This window comes from Pseudomonas sp. B6(2017), from assembly GCF_002112765.1.
GTDB lineage: Bacteria > Pseudomonadota > Gammaproteobacteria > Pseudomonadales > Pseudomonadaceae > Aquipseudomonas > Aquipseudomonas piscis.
The window spans coordinates 92,501-108,014 of sequence record NZ_NEIQ01000010.1 but is presented as its reverse complement, the minus strand read 5'-3'; the positions used below and the strand labels follow the sequence as shown (position 1 = coordinate 108,014).

The window sequence follows — 15,514 nt, the reverse complement described above, 5'->3', positions numbered from 1 at the left end:
GGTTGTGATGACTACGCAAATGCAAACCCAGGGCACCACCGCGGTGCTGTTCAAGGGCCTGCTGCGCCCGGTGCTGGCGACAGCGTTGCTGTGCCTGGCACTGACCGGCCTGGCCTATCCGCTGGCGACCACGCTGCTGGCCAACCTGTTGTTTCCGTTCCAGGCCCAGGGCAGCCTGCTGCAGCGCAACGGCATGGTGGTGGGCTCCAGCCTGATCGGCCAGGCCTTCCAGCGGCCGGAGTATTTCCAGGGTCGGCCGAGCATGACCCTGGGCAGCGATCCGCTGGACCCGAGCAAGAGCGTGCCGCAGCCCTACAACGCCGGGGCCAGTGGTGCCAGCAACCTGGGGCCCACCAGCCAGAAGCTGCTGGACAGCGTCGCCGAGCGGGCCCGTACCTACCGCCAACTCAATGGCCTGGCCGCCGACAGCCTGGTGCCGGTGGACGCGGTGACGGCTTCGGCATCTGGCCTGGACCCGCACATTTCCCTGGCCAACGCCCGGCTGCAGCTGGAGCGAGTGGCCCGCGCCCGGCACCTGCCGCCGGGCGAGCTGCAAGCCCTGCTGCAAGCACACAGCGAAGGCCGCACCTTCGGCCTGCTGGGCGAACCCCGGGTCAATGTGCTGCAACTGAACCTCGCGCTGGACGCCCTGGCGCCCATGCCTGCCTCGCCCCTCGCGGCCAGTGAGTAAGAGACCATGAGTAAGAACGCTCGTATTGCTTTGTTCGACCGTGGGTTGCTGCTCACGGCGTGCCAGGATGCCGTGAAGAAGCTGCTGCCCCAGGCGCAATGGAAGAACCCGGTGATGTTCGTGGTCTACCTGGGCAGCCTGCTCACCACCTTGCTGTGGCTGCAGTCCCTGGGTGGGCAGGGCGAGGCGCCCAGCGGCTTCATCCTGAGCATCGCCCTGTGGTTGTGGTTCACCGTGTTGTTCGCCAACTTCGCCGAGGCCCTGGCCGAGGGCCGCAGCCGGGCCCAGGCGGCGAGCCTCAAGGGCATGAAGCGCCAGACCCTGGCCAAGTTGCTGCAACAGCCACGGCACGGCGCCGCCTGGCTGCCCATGGCCGCCAGCGAGTTGCGCAAGGACATGGTGGTGCTGATCGAGGCCGGCGACCTGGTGCCCCTGGACGGCGAGGTCATCGAAGGCGTGGCCACGGTGGACGAGAGCGCCATCACCGGTGAATCGGCGCCGGTGATCCGCGAGGCCGGCGGCGACTTCTCCTCGGTCACCGGCGGCACCAAGGTGCTGTCCGACTGGCTGGTGGTGCGCATCAGCGTCAACCCCGGCGAATCCTTCCTGGACCGCATGATCTGCATGGTGGAATCGGCGCGGCGGCAGAAGACCCCCAACGAGGTGGCCCTGACCATCCTCCTGGTGGGCCTGACCCTGTTGTTCCTGTTGGTGATCGTTACCCTGAGCCCGTACTCGCTGTTCGCCGTGGCCATGAGCGGCACCGGCAGCGTGGTCAGTGCCACGGTGCTGGTGGCGCTGCTGGTGTGCCTGATTCCCACCACCATCGGCGGCCTGCTGTCGGCCATCGGCGTGGCGGGCATGAGCCGGATGATGTCGGCCAACGTCATCGCCACCTCCGGCCGCGCGGTAGAGGCGGCGGGTGACGTGGACGTGCTGCTGCTGGACAAGACCGGCACCATCACCCTGGGCAATCGCCAGGCCAGCGCCTTCCTGCCGGCCCCGGGGATCCGCGACAGCGAACTGGCGGATGCCGCGCAACTGGCGTCCCTGGCCGATGAAACCCCTGAAGGGCGGAGCATCGTGGTCCTGGCCCGGCAACAGTTCGACATCGCTGGGCGCGACCTGGCGACCCTGGGTGCGAGTGCCGTGCCCTTCACCGCCCAGACCCGCATGAGCGGCGTCGACCTGCCCCAGGGCCGCTGCATCCGCAAGGGCGCCGCCGATGCCATCCGCCGCCACATCGAGGCCCTGGGCGGCAGCTTTGCGCCAGCCCTGCAGGCCAGGGTCGATGAAGTCTCGCGCCGTGGCAGCACGCCGCTGGTGGTCAGCGACGGGGCCCAGGCCCTGGGCGTGGTGGAGCTCAAGGACGTGGTCAAGGGCGGGATCAAGGAACGCTTCGCCGAGCTGCGCCGCATGGGCATCAAGACCGTGATGATCACCGGCGACAACCGCCTGACCGCCGCCGCCATTGCCGTGGAGGCCGGGGTCGACGATTTTCTCGCCGAGGCCCGGCCCGAGGACAAGCTGCAGCTGATCCGCGACTACCAGGCCAAGGGCAAGCTGGTGGCCATGACCGGCGACGGCACCAACGACGCCCCGGCCCTGGCCCAGGCCGATGTGGCCGTGGCCATGAACAGCGGCACCCAGGCGGCGAAGGAAGCCGGCAACATGGTGGACCTGGACAGCAACCCGACCAAGCTGATCGAGGTGGTGGAGGTGGGCAAGCAGATGCTCATGACCCGTGGCGCGCTGACTACCTTCAGCGTGGCCAACGATGTGGCCAAGTATTTTGCTATCGTACCGGCCGCGTTCGTCGCTACTTACCCGCAGTTGGCGGCGTTGAACGTGATGCACTTGAACAGCCCGAACTCGGCGATCTTGAGCGCGGTGATCTTCAATGCCCTGATCATCGTGTTCCTCATCCCCCTGGCGCTCAAGGGCGTGAAGTACCGCTCCATCGGGGCGGCGGCGTTGCTCAACCGCAACCTGCTGATCTACGGCCTGGGCGGGGTGCTGGTACCCTTTGCCGGGATCAAGCTGATCGACATGCTGCTGGCCGGGCTCGGCCTGGTCTGACAGGACTCGCAAGGCGGCGCTCCCCGGAGCGCCGCCTTGTTCATTCAAGGATGCACATGGCTGTTCTCGACACTGGTATCCCCCCTCGCGATGGGCGCCCCGATCCCGATGCGTTGCTGGAAAAACTGCAGCAGGACGAGCAGGCCGCCCGGCGCGGCAAGTTGCGCATCTACTTCGGCTCCAACGCCGGGGTCGGCAAGACCTGCGCCATGCTCACCGCCGCCCGCCAGGAACTGGCCCAGGGTCGCGATGTGGTGGCCGGGATCGTCGAGACCCACGGCCGGCGCGACACCGCCGAGCTGCTGCAAGGCATCGAGGTGCTGCCTCGGCACCAGCTGATGCACCGTGAGCATGCCTTGCCCGAATTCGACCTGGACGCCGCCCTGGCCCGCCAGCCGGCGGTACTGCTGGTGGACGAACTGGCCCACAGCAATGTCCAGGGTTCCCGGCATCCCAAGCGCTGGCAGGACGTCGAGGAACTGTTGCGGGCCGGCATCGACGTCTGGACCACCCTCAATGTCCAGCACCTGGAAAGCCTCAACGACATCGTCAGCGGGATCATCGGCATCCGCGTGCGCGAGACGGTGCCCGATCATCTGTTCGACGACGCCCACGAAGTACTGGTGATCGACCTGCCGCCGGACGACCTGCTGCGCCGGCTCAAGGATGGCAAGGTGTACCTGGCGCCCCAGGCGGAGCGGGCTTCGCGCAACTTCTTTCGCAAGGGCAACCTGCTGGCCCTGCGCGAGCTGACCCTGCGGCGCACCGCCGACCGGGTCGACGCGCAGATGCGCGACTACCGCCGCGAACGCTCGATCAACGCCCTGTGGCCAGCCCGGGAGCGGTTGCTGGTGGGGATCGCCGGGGATCCGGCGGACGAGCGCCTGGTGCGCGAGGCGGCGCGCCTGGCGCAAAAGCTCGAGGCCGACTGGATGGTGGTGCACGTGGCGCCGGCCCAGCGTCGGGGCATCGGCGCCAGTCGGTATGCGGCTGCCATGAAGACCCTGGCCCTGGCCGCCGAGTTCGGTGCCGAGACCGCGACCCTGCCCGGCATGGACGTGGCCCAGGCCCTGGCCGCCTGTGCCCGCGAGCACAACGCCAATCGCCTGGTGCTGGGCCATTATCCGCGCCGGGTGTGGCAGGTCTGGCACCAGTCGGTGAGCGATCGCCTCAGTCGCCAGCACCCGGAAATCGACCAGATCGTGATCGCCAATGGGCCCGCGGACCGCGAGCGCAGCGTGGCACCCAAGCCCGAGGCCGGCCTGGCGCCCAGTCGTGCGCCGGCCTACCTGTGGGCCAGCCTGGCGTGCTTCGCCGCCACGGCAGTGGCGGCGCTATTGTTGAAGGTCTTCGACCCGGCCAACGTGGTGATGCTGTTCCTGCTCACCGTGGTCCTGGTGGCCCTGCGCCTGGGACGAGGCCCCGGGGTCTGGGCGGCGATGCTGGCGGTGTTGTGCTTCGACTTCTTCTTCGTCCAGCCAGTGTGGTCGTTCACGGTCAACGACACCCAGTACTTCTTCACCTTCGCCCTGATGCTCGGCATCGCCCTGATCACCGGCCAGCTCACCGCGCGCCTGCGCCACCAGGCGCGTACCGCCGCCGAGGGCGAGCGCCGGGCCACGTCCCTGGCCGGGCTGGCCCGGGAACTGTCGGCGGCGCTCACCGAGGAGCAGATCTGCGCCGTGGCCCTGCGCACCTTCAGCGGGGTGTTCGCGGCGCGGGTCGGGCTGGCGCTGCCGGATGCCGGCGATCGCGTGCGGGCCTTGAGCGCCAATGGCCTGGAACTGGACGAGAGCATCGCCCAGTGGGCCTACGATCATGGCCAGCCGGCCGGTAGCTGCACCGATACCCTGGCGGCGGCCCGGGGGCGCTACTTGCCGCTCAAGGCGCCGATGCGCGTGCGTGGCGTGCTGGTACTGGAACTGGCGGACGCCGAGCGGCTGCGCGAGCCGGAAGAACAACGCTTGTTGCAAGCCTGCATGAGCCAGCTGGCGATCGCCCTGGAACGGGTGCACTACGTCGAGGTGGCCCAGAGCACCGTGGTGCAGATGGAGGGCGAGCGCATGCGCAACACCCTGCTGGCGGCGATCTCCCATGACTTGCGCACCCCCCTGACCACCATCATCGGCGCTGCCGACGCCGCCTTGCCCCATGCCCCCGACGGCGTCCTGGCGCAGTTGCTGCGGGGTATCCATGACCAGGCCGGCTCCATGCAGCGGCTGATCGAGAACCTGCTGGACATGGCCCGCATGCAGGAGCGTGGGGTGCGTCTGAATCGCCAGTGGAACTCCCTGGAGGAGATCGTCGGCAGTGCCCTGCGCCAGTTGCGCGAGCCCCTGGCCGGGCATCAGGTGCGGGTCGCCATGGCGCCGCAGTTGCCACTGGTGGAGGTGGACGCGCTGTTGCTGGAGCGGGTACTGGTCAACCTGCTGGACAACGCCGCCAAGTACACGCCGGCCGGTACCCTGGTGCAGGTCAGCGCGCGCCAGGTCGACCAGCAGATCATCCTGCAGGTCAGCGACAGCGGCCCCGGTTGCCCCAAGGGCAGTTCCCCGGCCAGCCTGTTCGAAGCCTTCAGCCGTGGCCAGCAGGAATCGGCCGTGGCCGGGATCGGCCTGGGCCTGGCCCTGGCCAAGCGTATCGTCGAGGCCCATGGCGGACGGATCGAGGCCCAGCCTCACGCCGACGCCGGGCTGAGTTTTGTCATCACCTTGCCGGCGGGACAACCGCCTTCGATGGAAACCCTATGAGCAGCAGCCCACGCATCCTGATCGTCGAGGACGAAGCCAATATCCGCCGCTTCGTCGGTATCGCCCTGGAGGACGAAGGTTTCCAGGTATTCGAGGCCGACAGTGTCAAGCGCGCGCTGATCCATGCAGCCAGCCGCCAGCCAGACCTGGTGATCGTCGACCTGGGCCTGCCCGATGGCGATGGCAAGCAACTGATCAGCGAGCTGCGGGGCTGGCTGGCGGTGCCGATCCTGGTGCTTTCGGCGCGGGATCGGGAAGCGGAGAAGGTCGCCGCCCTGGACGCCGGGGCCGACGACTACCTGGTCAAGCCGTTCGGCGTACCGGAGTTGCTGGCGCGGATTCGCGCGCAACTGCGCCGCCATGGCCAGAGCGGGGCGGCCGCGGCCACCAGCAAGGTCAACTTCGGCGCCATCGAGGTGGACCTGGCGACCCATGAAGTGCGCCGCGAAGGGCAGCCGGTGCACCTGACGCCGATCGAGTACCGCCTGCTTTGCGCGCTGATCCGCGGCCAGAGCCGGGTCCTGACCCATCGCCAGCTGCTGCTGGAAGTCTGGGGCCTGGACTATGTGGACCGGGCCCACTACCTGCGGGTGCACATGGCCCATCTGCGGCAGAAGCTGGAGGCCGATCCGGCCCAGCCCCAGCATCTGGTCACCGAATTGCAGGTGGGTTATCGCCTGGTGGGGCTCTGAGCCCGGGCATGGCTAGCGTCTGATACACGCTTGTCGCGACGGCGTTCGTGCAAGAAATCGAGGTAGAAGGTGATACCGCCGAAGATGGCGATGGCGAGCAAGATGAAAAAACCGATCTGGGCAGAGCTCATGGTCTAGGTCCTTGGCAGGGCGCGGCGAAGCGGCCCGGGAGCCGTTCGCGAAGCGTCGGGGAGCTGATAGATAGTCCCTCGGCGCGAGCCTGGCCAGGGCTTATATGAAAGCTTTACGGGGTAGCCAGCGAACGCTACGCCGGTCATACACAACGCCGGGTCCTTGCTAGAATCGACACCCCTCAACTGACTTCAGGCTGCTGTTCCATGACCGCTCCGACCCCGTTGATCCGCACCGTCCTGCCTGCCGACCTGGATCGCTGCTTCGCCATCGAGACCCTGGCCTATGAAGGCGACGAAGCCGCGACCCGGGACAAGATCGCCACGCGTATCGCCACCTGGCCCGAGGGTTTCATCGTCGCCGAGGTCGCGGGCGTGGTGGCCGGTTTCATCAACTCCGGCGCCACCTTCGAGGTGCAGATGGCCGACGAGGCCTTCAAGGAACTGGTCGGCCACGACCCGGCGGGCTCCGAGGTGGTGATCATGTCAGTGGTGGTGCATCCGGACTTCCAGGGCCTGGGCCTGTCCCGGCAGTTGCTGGAAGCGTTCATCGCGCGCATGGCAGGCGCTGGCAAGGCGCGTATCCACCTGATGTGCAAGGAGCGCCATGTACCGCTCTACGAGCGCTTCGGTTTCGTCTACCTCAACGCATCGGCTTCGGACCACGGCGGCATGGCCTGGCATGAGATGGTGCGGGCCCTGTAGTTCCGCCACCGCCAAAGGCCGCTATGTCGCGGCCTTTTTTGTGCCTGCATGGTTGGCGTGATTTTTTTCATCGGCATTGTCGATTGTGCGAAAGCCCAGGCGACTAGGGATGAATCGAGCAGTTAGCTCGGTGATACCCATTCACCTTCCGAGGAATTTCGCCATGTCCAATCCATCCAGTGAAGCCCGCGTACGCAGCCTGATCGACCACTGGCGGCAGGCGGTAATGGCCAGGGATATCGAGCAGATCGTCAGCTTCTACGCCGATGACATCGTCTCCTTCGACGCGGTCGGCGCCCTGCAATTCAAAGGCAAGGAGGCCTACCGTGCGCATTGGCAGGCTTGCATGCAGCTGTGCCCCGGTCCCGGGATCTTCGAGTTCCATCAATTGCAGGTGCGGGCTGGCGACGAGCTGGCGTTCGCCCATTGGCTGGCCCATTGCGGTGGCACCGATGCCGACGGTGTGAGCAAGGCCTGCTGGATGCGGGTCAGCGCGGCGTACCAGTGCCTGGGCGGCCAGTGGCAGGTGGTGCACGAGCATTGGTCGGCGCCCTTCGACATGCAGACCGGCACCACCTTGTTCGACCTCGAGCCCTGACCGTCGGCGGGTTCGCCAAAGCCACGAACAGCGACCATAGTTGATCAGCCCGATCATGGAGGTGCCCATGAAATACCTATGCCTGGTGTATAGCGACGAACAACTGCTGCACAGCCTGCCCGATAGCCCGAAGGATGCCGAGTGCCTGGCTTATGCCGAGGCGGTGCGCGACAGCGGGCGGATGCTCGCCGCCGAGGCCCTGCAATCGGTGCAGACCGCTACCACGGTGCGCATGCGCGGCGGCAAATTGTCGATCACCGATGGCCCGTTCGCCGAAACCAAGGAGCAGTTGGCCGGGTTCTACCTGGTGGAGGCCCGGGATCTTAACGAAGCGATCCAGGTCGCCGGGCAGATTCCGGCAGCCCGGGTCGGCAGCGTGGAAGTGCGCCCTGTACGTGAACTCAATCCCTGATGGCAATCAGCCAAAGGAGCGTCGCGATGACTTTGCAGACTGCGGGCCGCGTGCCCGCCGAACATGAACTGTCGATCAGCCGCTTGATCGATGCCCCGCGCAGCAAGCTGTTCCGTGCCTGGACCGAACCGGCGTTGCTGGCGCAATGGTGGGGGCCCCACGGCATGACCACTCCCGAGTGCGAGATGGACCTGTGGGTCGGCGGTCAGTTTCGGACCCTGATGCGCGCCCCCGATGGCAGCGAGTATCCGACCATGGGGGTGTTCCTGGAGATCGACGCACCGTCGCGGCTGGTGTTCACCGACGCCTTCCTGCCGGGCTGGATCCCCTCGGGCAAGCCGTTCATGACCGCCGAGGTGACTTTCGAGGAGCGGGGCGACCAGACTCTCTACACCGCTCGCGCCATGCACTGGAGCGAGGCCGATCGCCAGGCCCATGAAGCCATGGGCTTCCATGAGGGCTGGGGGCAGAGCCTGGAGCGCCTGGTGACCCTGGTCACCCAGGGCATGCCCGACTGATGCCGGGCCAGGCCGGAGCGGCGGTGACGGCGCTGGTGGAGCAGGTCTATCGCGAGCAGTCGCGGCGCATCCTTGCCACCCTGATCCGCCTGCTGGGGGATTTCGACCTGGCCGAGGAAGCCTTGCATGAGGCTTTCTTCGTGGCGGTGGAGCGCTGGCAGGACGACGGCATCCCGGCCAACCCCCGGGCGTGGCTGGTGTCCGTCGGGCGCTTCAAGGCCATCGATGGCCTGCGCCGGCGGGCACGTTTCGCCGCTTCCCAGGCCGCCCTGGCCAGCCAGCTGGAGCAACTGGAGCAGGAGGACTGGAGCGGTGAAGACGTGCAAGACGACCGCCTGCGGCTGATCTTCACCTGCTGCCATCCGGCCTTGGCGGCGGATGCCCAGGTGCCGTTGACCCTGCGGGAAATCTGCGACCTGAGCACCGAGCAGATCGCCCGCGCCTTCCTGGCGACCCCGGCCACCATCGCCCAGCGCATCGTGCGCGCCAAGGCGAAGATCCGCGATGCGGCGATTCCCTACCAGGTACCGGCACTGAACGAGTTGCCCGAGCGCCTGGACAGTGTCCTGCGGGTGATTTACCTGGTGTTCAACGAAGGCTACTCGGCGTCCCTGGGGGACGAGCTGACCTGCGCCGACCTGACTCGCGAGGCGATCCGCCTGGGGCGCCTGTTGCTGGAGCTGCTGCCGGAGGCCGAGGTGATGGGCCTGCTGGCCCTGATGTTGCTGCACGAATCGCGGCGGGCGGCGCGCCTGGGCGCCGATGGCGAGTTGATCCTGTTGGAAGAACAGGACCGCCGCTTGTGGTCACGTGAGCTGATGGACGAAGGCTGCGCGCTGGTGGAGCAAGGCTTGCGCAGCGGCGGGGGCGGGCCTTACTGCCTGCAGGCGGCGATTGCCGCGGTGCATGCCGAGGCGCCCATGGCCAGCCAGACCGACTGGCCGCAGATCGTCGGTTTGTACGATGTGCTGCTGCGGTTGCAGCCCTCGCCGGTGATCGAACTCAACCGCGCGGTGGCCTTGGCCAAGCGTGACGGACCGGCGGCCGGCCTGGCCCAGGTCGAACGGATCCTGCGTCGCGGCGAGCTGGCCGACTATCACCTGGCCCATGCCGCCCGCGCCGATTTCTGTCGCCAGCTGGGGCAGGTCGAGGCGGCGCGCGAGTCCTACCGGCGGGCCCTGGAGCTGGTCCGCCAGGCGCCGGAGCGACGTTTTCTCGAGCGTCGCCTGGGCCAGCTGTAGTCTCGATCAGCCGAGCATCCGTTGCAGGAACCAGCTGCCGGCCGGCCCCGGTGGCTGCAGGCGAGACCAGAGCGCGTCCACCAGCACCGGCCGTGGCCAGCCGCGGACCTTGAGTTCCTGCAGCCTGCCGGCGCCGAAGTTCTCCACCAGCCAGCGCGGCAACGGCGCCCAGCCAAAACCGCCCTGGGCCATTTCCATCAGCATCAGGTAACTGGGGGCCGACCAGACCCGGCCCTGGGGGCGGCTGTCATAGGGGTTGAGCACCGTGGCCAGGCGCAGTTCGCGGTGCTGGCCCAGGGCCTGCTGATCCACCCGATCGAGCCTGGCCAGGGGGTGCTGGCATGACACGAACAGCGATACCTCGCCGCGCTCGGCCATGGTCTGGTGCTCCAGGTCGGCCGGGTAATCGGCTTGTTTCTCGGCGAAGGCGATCTGCGCGCGGCCGCTTTGCACCAGGTCGACCAGGTCATCGCACTCGGCGATCAGGCATTCCAGTTCCAGCTCCGGGTAGCGTTGCTCGAAGGCATTCAGGCAGCTTTCGAAGCGATCGGACTGGTAGGTATCGGAAAGGGCTACGGTGAGCCTCGCCTCGATGCCTTGGGACAACTGGCTGGCGGCCAGTTCCAGGCGGCTGGTGGCGGCGAGGATCTCCTCGGCGCGGCGCAGTAGCACCTGTCCGGCCGGGGTCAGGCCGGGCTTGCGGCTGGAGCGGTCGAACAGCTGGACATCGAGGTCGATCTCCAGGCTGGCCACTGCGGCGCTGATGGTCGACTGGCTCTTGCCGAGCTTGCGCGCGGCGGCGGAGAACGAACCCTGGGTCGCGGCCTGGACGAATGCCAGCAGCACTTCGTTGGATGCCATGAAGTATCGCCTTGGTCGATGGTTATTGGTTAGGAAGTATCGATCGCATCCTGGAAGATCGCCAGCGTCTTCACTTCAGGAGCAGGCCATGAGCCTTCACAAATCCCTCACCGAACGCATTGCCCAGGCCGTCGCCTTCGAATTGCTGGCGTTGCTGATCTGTACTCCGCTGCTGTCCTGGGTCATGGATCGGCCGATGGTCGACATGGGCGTGGTCACCCTGGGCATCGGTCTCCTGGCGCTGGCCTGGAACGTGCTGTTCAACAGCCTCTTCGATCGGCTGCTCAAACGCCTGCGGATAGCCCATGGTGGCTGGACCCGGGTGGTGCACGCACTGCTGTTCGAGGCAGGGCTGGTGGTGGTCGCCGTGCCCTTGATCGCCTGGTGGCTGGGGATCAGCCTGCTGCAGGCGTTGATCCTCGACATTGGCGTGTTGCTGTTCTTCCTGCCCTATACCTACCTCTATCACTGGGCTTATGACGTGTTGCGCAACAAGTGGCTGCAGGTACGGCTGGCCCATTGAGGGCCAGCTTCATGCCGGAGCGAGCAGCTTCTCGATGGTGTCCAGGTAGGCTGCCAAGGCTCGCGGCACTTCTTCGAGCAATAACTCGCGCTTGAGCTCCTGGTGTTCCTGGGCCCGCTGGAACAGGCCCAGGGGCAGGCCGAGCAGCACCTGCACCCAGGTTTCGCGCTGCCGGGCGCTGGCATTGGGCAGGCGCGCCCGCAATACCCGGTCATAGAGGTTCTGCATCTGGACGTGCAGGCCCGGGGCCTGCAACTGGCCCAGGGCATAGCCCGGAGTGAGCATCTGCAACAGGTCGGGGTGCTGCTCGATGTATTGCAGGAGCGGCAGGCTGGTCTGTTCTATCACTTGTCGGGAACTCAAGCCTCGCCAATGACTCTCATCGACGCCGTGCAGGGGCTCGGCGATCGCGCTCATGGCGGCGATATGGCCCTGGCCCAGGGCCTCCAGCACCTGCTGTTTGTCGCTGAAAAAGTGATAGAGCGAGCCGATGGAGGTGCCGGCCTCCCGGGCGATGCCGTGCATGGTCAGGTTCGCTACCCCCAGCTGGATCAGCAGGCGCGCGCAGGCCTGGAGAATGGCCGTGACCCGCTGGTGGCCGCGGGTCTGCTTGGGCATGCGCTGGAGCTTGGAGGAGGAGGGCGCTGTGTCGGTCATGGTCGGCGAAGTTTTTCGGGGGCGCCTATTATGGCGTAGAAGGTTGCGTCCAGTCCTTGGAAAAACTAGACACGACCTTCTACTTTTGCTGAAAATACCCGGCGGCGGGAGCCTTCCTCTGTGCTCGCCATCCTTCCGGCTTTCTGAAAAACATGACTAATTCTCGCAACTGGATCATCTGCGAACACTGCGACTCCCTGTACGAGTCCGTGCCGCTCGGTAAAGGTCAGGCGGCGCAGTGTTCGCGCTGCGGTGCGCTGCTGGCCCGCGCCCGGCACCTGAACGTGCAGCAGTTGTTCGCCTTGTCGATCACCGCCGGGTTGCTGTTCGTCTTCGCCAATTTCTTCCCGGTGATCAAGATCAGCCTCGAAGGCCTGAGCAACGAAGCGACGCTCTGGCAATCGGTGGAGGCCCTGGCCCAGGGCCGGATCAGCCTGATCGCCGCTGTCACCGGCCTGACCATCATCCTCGCCCCGGGCCTGCAGATCGTCCTGTTGTGCTGGGTGCTGGGTTTTGCCAATTTCGGCCGCGCCGCGCCGGGGTTCAAGGCCTGCATGCGCGCCCTGGAGCACCTGCGGCCCTGGAGCATGCTCGAGGTCTGCCTGCTGGGAATCCTGGTGGCCATCGTCAAGCTGGCGGGCATGCTCGACGTGCATCCCGGGCTGGGGCTGTGGGCCCTGGCGATGCTGACGGTGCTGATCATCCTGATTTCCGGCAAGGACATCCGCTACCTCTGGGATGACCTGGAGGGTCGCTACTGATGAGCACACCGCCCTATGCCCGGGACCATCAACTCAAGCTGTGCCACACCTGTGGCCAGGTCTGCCAGGCGTGCGAGCACTATTGCCCGCGCTGCGATTCGGCGGTGCATGCGCGCAAGACCAACAGCCTGTCGCGTACCTGGGCCTTGCTCCTGGCCAGCCTGATCTTCTACATCCCGGCCAACCTGTTGCCGGTGATGCACACCAACATCTTCGGCAATGCCAGCGAGAACACCATCATGAGTGGCGTGGTGGAGTTCTGGAAAGCCGGCTCCTGGGACATCGCACTGCTGATCTTCATCGCCAGCGTGGTGGTGCCGGGCATCAAGTTCTTCGTCCTCGGCATCCTCCTGGTGACCTGCCAGCGCCGCTCGCGCTGGGCCCAGCGCGAGCGAGCCAAGTTGTATCGTTTCGTCGAGGTGATCGGCTACTGGTCGATGCTCGATGTACTGGTGGTGGCGCTGGTGGCGGCCCTGGTGCAGTTCCGTGCCTTGAGCTCCATCGACCCGCGCATGGGCATTCTGTTTTTCGGTTTGGTGGTGGTGCTGACGATGTTCGCCGCCATGAGTTTCGATCCCCGGCTCATCTGGGATGTAGAGGTTGAAGATGTCTGATCATCCAGGTTCCAACGCAGCAAGTTCCCCGTCAGCCCCTGGCGCCCCGGCGCTGCGCACGCGACGCTTCAATGTCTCGCTGGTATGGCTGGTGCCCATAGTCGCGGCCCTGGTGGGGCTGTCGATGGTGGTCCACAAGTCGATGTCGGCCGGGCCGGAAATCAGCATCAGCTTCCAGACCGCCGAGGGCCTGGAGGCCAACAAGACCCAGGTCAAGTACAAGAATGTGGTGATCGGCAAGGTGACCTCCATTGCCTTGAGCGATGACCGGCGCAAGGTGGTGGCCAAGGTCGAGCTGGACCAGTCCGCCGAGCCTTTCACCGCCGAGGACTCGATGTTCTGGGTGGTGCGTCCGCGCATCGGCGCCAGTGGCGTTTCCGGTATCGACACCCTGCTGTCCGGGGCCTTCATCGGCGCCGACGCCGGCCGCTCGGACAAGCGCAAGGACAGCTTCAAGGGCCTGGAGACTCCACCGCCCATCACCTATGGCCAGAAGGGCAAGCGCTTCACCCTGCATACCGACGACCTGGGCTCCCTGGATATCGGCTCGCCGGTCTACTACCGGCGCATCCAGGTCGGCCAGGTGGTGTCCTACCAGTTGGCCAACAGCGGCAAGGGCGTGGACGTGAAGATCTTCGTCAACTCGCCCAACGACAAGTACGTGACTACCGACAGCCGCTTCTGGAATGCCAGCGGCGTGGACGTGACCCTCGGTGCCAACGGGCTGAAGGTCAACACCGAGTCGGTGTCGTCGATCCTCGCCGGTGGCATCGCCTTCGTCGAACCCAAGTACAGCCCCAACGCCAAGCCGGCTGAAGAGAACGCCGAATACAACCTGTTCGGGGACCAGGACACCGCCCTGGCGCCGCCAGACGGTGCCCCGTACTACATCCGCATGCGTTTCGACCAGGCGCTGCGTGGCCTGGCCATCAACGCTCCGGTGGAGTTCCTCGGGGTGAATATCGGCAAGGTGGTGTCCATGGACCTGGACTACGACCAGGAGCGCAAGTACTTCCCGACCCTGGTGGGGGCGGTGATCTACCCCGAGCGCCTGGGCAAGGCCCATGAAAAACTGCTGAAGCAGACCGGCGGCGAAGACGACGCCCGCTCCGCGCAACTGATCGGCGCCTTCGTCAGAAATGGCCTGCGGGCCCAGGCGCGCAGCGGCAACCTGTTGACCGGGCAGCTGTTCATCTCCCTGGACTTCGTGCCCAACGCCAAGCCCGTGGCCTACAACCCCAGCGCCCGGCCACTGGAGATTCCTACCGTACCGGGCAGCCTGGACAAGCTGCAGGAGCAACTGCAAGCGACCATGGACAAGATCAGCAAGCTGCCGATCGATTCCATCGCCGCCAACCTGGACTCCAGCCTGGCGGAAATGAACAAGACCCTCAAGCAGGTCAACGGCCAGGTCCTGCCGCAGATGCGCGAAACCCTGGAGCAATCGAAGAAGACCCTGGCCAGCGCCAACGAGAGCTTCTCCGAGGACTCGCCACAGCGTCAGAGACTTGGCCAGGCCATGGAGGAGGTGCAGCGCACGGCCCGTTCGGTGCGGGTGCTCACCGATTTCCTCGGTCGCCATCCTGAGGCGCTGATTCGCGGACGCCTCAAGGACAATCAACCGGATGCCTACCAGCCGCCATCCTCCTCCGTTCGCGAATCCGTACCGGAAGCCCAGCCATGAAAACCCGTGCCCTGTTGTTGAGCCTGACCCTGGGACTTGCCGCGTGCAGCTCCGCGCCCACCCATTACTACACCCTGATGCCGCCAGTGACCGAAGGCGCCACGGCCAGGAACTCGGGATTGCAGTTCGAGATGTCCACGGTGCGCATCCCGGTCCAGGTGGACCAGCCACAGCTGGTGGTACGCCAGGACAGCGGCACCCTGACGATCCTCGAGACCCAGCGCTGGAGCGCGCCATTGGTGGATGAGTTCCACGATGCGCTGGCCAGCCAGATGGAGGCGAAGCTGGGGACCCGCAACCTCGAGGGCCTGCCGAAGCAGCCCGGGCGCCCGGTGCTGTCGTTGCAGACCGATGTGCGGCGCTTCGAATCCCTGCCCGGGCGCTATGCCTTGATCGATGTGGTCTGGAGCCTGCGCCAGCGCAGCGAAGGCACCCCGGCCCGCAGCCTGACCTGCAGCAGCCAGATTCGCCAGCCGGCGGGCATCGAGCTCGGCAGCCTGGTGCAGGCCCACCAGCAGGCCATCGCCCAGTTGGCCGGGCAGATCGCCGGCGCCGCCCAGCGCTGGTCCTGCCCCTGATCCAGTGCAGCGGCCCAAG

At 66.4% G+C, this 15,514-nt stretch carries 17 protein-coding genes; 14 read left to right on the top strand and 3 right to left on the bottom strand.

All coding sequences use genetic code 11. The features are described 5' to 3' along the window. Nucleotides 1-7 precede the first annotated feature (7 nt). Genes kdpC through CAG11_RS18340 form a run of 4 tightly spaced genes read left to right on the top strand, consistent with a single transcriptional unit; the run spans nt 8 to nt 6,212 of the window. Entirely contained in the window at nt 8-691 is a 684-nt protein-coding gene (kdpC, locus tag CAG11_RS18355) for a potassium-transporting ATPase subunit KdpC (protein ID WP_085597317.1), read from the top strand. A gap of 6 nt (nt 692-697) precedes the next feature. After that, complete coding sequence (gene kdpB, locus CAG11_RS18350) at nt 698-2,770, top strand: potassium-transporting ATPase subunit KdpB (RefSeq protein ID WP_085597316.1); 2,073 nt, start codon at nt 698-700, stop codon at nt 2,768-2,770. 56 nt (nt 2,771-2,826) lie between these two features. Further along, on the top strand, nt 2,827-5,520 hold the full coding sequence (locus CAG11_RS18345) for a sensor histidine kinase KdpD (protein WP_177409142.1): 2,694 nt from the start codon (nt 2,827-2,829) through the stop codon (nt 5,518-5,520). Further along, the gene (locus tag CAG11_RS18340) at nt 5,517-6,212 is read left to right on the top strand and encodes a response regulator (protein ID WP_053137160.1); all 696 of its coding nucleotides are present in this window, start codon (nt 5,517-5,519) and stop codon (nt 6,210-6,212) included. The genes CAG11_RS18345 and CAG11_RS18340 overlap by 4 nt, the downstream gene beginning before the upstream one ends. Here the strand turns inward: CAG11_RS18340 and CAG11_RS33810 are convergent. Continuing rightward, nucleotides 6,191-6,343 carry a hypothetical protein gene (locus tag CAG11_RS33810; RefSeq protein WP_022640393.1) on the bottom strand — a complete coding sequence of 51 codons (153 nt, stop codon included), beginning with the start codon at nt 6,341-6,343 and terminating at the stop codon, nt 6,191-6,193. The two genes, CAG11_RS18340 and CAG11_RS33810, sit on opposite strands and share 22 nt — an antisense overlap. Before the next feature lie 207 nt (nt 6,344-6,550). On the opposite strand from CAG11_RS33810, the gene CAG11_RS18335 reads away from it, so the two are divergent. The 5 genes from CAG11_RS18335 (at nt 6,551) to CAG11_RS18315 (ending at nt 9,817) form a co-directional block, all read left to right on the top strand. Beyond that, nucleotides 6,551-7,048, top strand: coding sequence for a GNAT family N-acetyltransferase (locus tag CAG11_RS18335; protein ID WP_085597315.1), 498 nt, complete (start codon nt 6,551-6,553; stop codon nt 7,046-7,048). Nucleotides 7,049-7,211: 163 nt separating this feature from the next. Next, nucleotides 7,212-7,646 (top strand): nuclear transport factor 2 family protein, encoded by a 435-nt coding sequence (locus CAG11_RS18330; RefSeq protein WP_085597314.1) that lies wholly within the window; start codon nt 7,212-7,214, stop codon nt 7,644-7,646. 67 nt (nt 7,647-7,713) lie between these two features. Next, complete coding sequence (locus CAG11_RS18325) at nt 7,714-8,058, top strand: YciI family protein (protein ID WP_022640390.1); 345 nt, start codon at nt 7,714-7,716, stop codon at nt 8,056-8,058. Nucleotides 8,059-8,084: 26 nt separating this feature from the next. Next, complete coding sequence (locus CAG11_RS18320; protein WP_022640389.1) at nt 8,085-8,576, top strand: SRPBCC family protein; 492 nt, start codon at nt 8,085-8,087, stop codon at nt 8,574-8,576. Beyond that, nucleotides 8,576-9,817 carry an RNA polymerase sigma factor gene (locus CAG11_RS18315; protein WP_085597313.1) on the top strand — a complete coding sequence of 414 codons (1,242 nt, stop codon included), beginning with the start codon at nt 8,576-8,578 and terminating at the stop codon, nt 9,815-9,817. The genes CAG11_RS18320 and CAG11_RS18315 overlap by 1 nt, the downstream gene beginning before the upstream one ends. A gap of 6 nt (nt 9,818-9,823) precedes the next feature. On the opposite strand, the gene CAG11_RS18310 is transcribed toward CAG11_RS18315, so the two are convergent. Beyond that, a complete protein-coding gene (locus CAG11_RS18310) occupies nt 9,824-10,678 on the bottom strand; it encodes a LysR family transcriptional regulator (RefSeq protein ID WP_085597312.1) in 855 nt (284 codons plus the stop codon). Nucleotides 10,679-10,766: 88 nt separating this feature from the next. Here CAG11_RS18310 and CAG11_RS18305 point away from each other — a divergent pair, with 88 nt between their 5' ends. After that, nucleotides 10,767-11,201: a multidrug/biocide efflux PACE transporter gene (locus tag CAG11_RS18305; protein WP_085597311.1), complete on the top strand. Its 435-nt coding sequence runs from the start codon at nt 10,767-10,769 to the stop codon at nt 11,199-11,201. Nucleotides 11,202-11,210: 9 nt separating this feature from the next. Here the strand turns inward: CAG11_RS18305 and CAG11_RS18300 are convergent, their stop codons facing one another. After that, nucleotides 11,211-11,858, bottom strand: coding sequence for a TetR/AcrR family transcriptional regulator (locus CAG11_RS18300; RefSeq protein ID WP_085597310.1), 648 nt, complete (start codon nt 11,856-11,858; stop codon nt 11,211-11,213). A gap of 152 nt (nt 11,859-12,010) precedes the next feature. On the opposite strand from CAG11_RS18300, the gene CAG11_RS18295 reads away from it, so the two are divergent. From CAG11_RS18295 to CAG11_RS18280, 4 genes are read left to right on the top strand one after another with little or no spacing between them, the layout of a single operon-like run. Then, the gene (locus CAG11_RS18295) at nt 12,011-12,619 is read left to right on the top strand and encodes a paraquat-inducible protein A (RefSeq protein ID WP_031320352.1); all 609 of its coding nucleotides are present in this window, start codon (nt 12,011-12,013) and stop codon (nt 12,617-12,619) included. Further along, nucleotides 12,619-13,233, top strand: a complete 615-nt coding sequence (locus CAG11_RS18290) for a paraquat-inducible protein A (RefSeq protein WP_085597309.1) — start codon at nt 12,619-12,621, stop codon at nt 13,231-13,233. Before CAG11_RS18295 ends, CAG11_RS18290 begins: the two co-directional genes overlap by 1 nt. Continuing rightward, the gene (locus tag CAG11_RS18285; RefSeq protein WP_085597308.1) at nt 13,226-14,917 is read left to right on the top strand and encodes an intermembrane transport protein PqiB; all 1,692 of its coding nucleotides are present in this window, start codon (nt 13,226-13,228) and stop codon (nt 14,915-14,917) included. The genes CAG11_RS18290 and CAG11_RS18285 overlap by 8 nt, the downstream gene beginning before the upstream one ends. Further along, nucleotides 14,914-15,495: a membrane integrity-associated transporter subunit PqiC gene (locus CAG11_RS18280; protein WP_085597307.1), complete on the top strand. Its 582-nt coding sequence runs from the start codon at nt 14,914-14,916 to the stop codon at nt 15,493-15,495. The genes CAG11_RS18285 and CAG11_RS18280 overlap by 4 nt, the downstream gene beginning before the upstream one ends. The last annotated feature ends 19 nt before the right edge of the window (nt 15,496-15,514 follow it).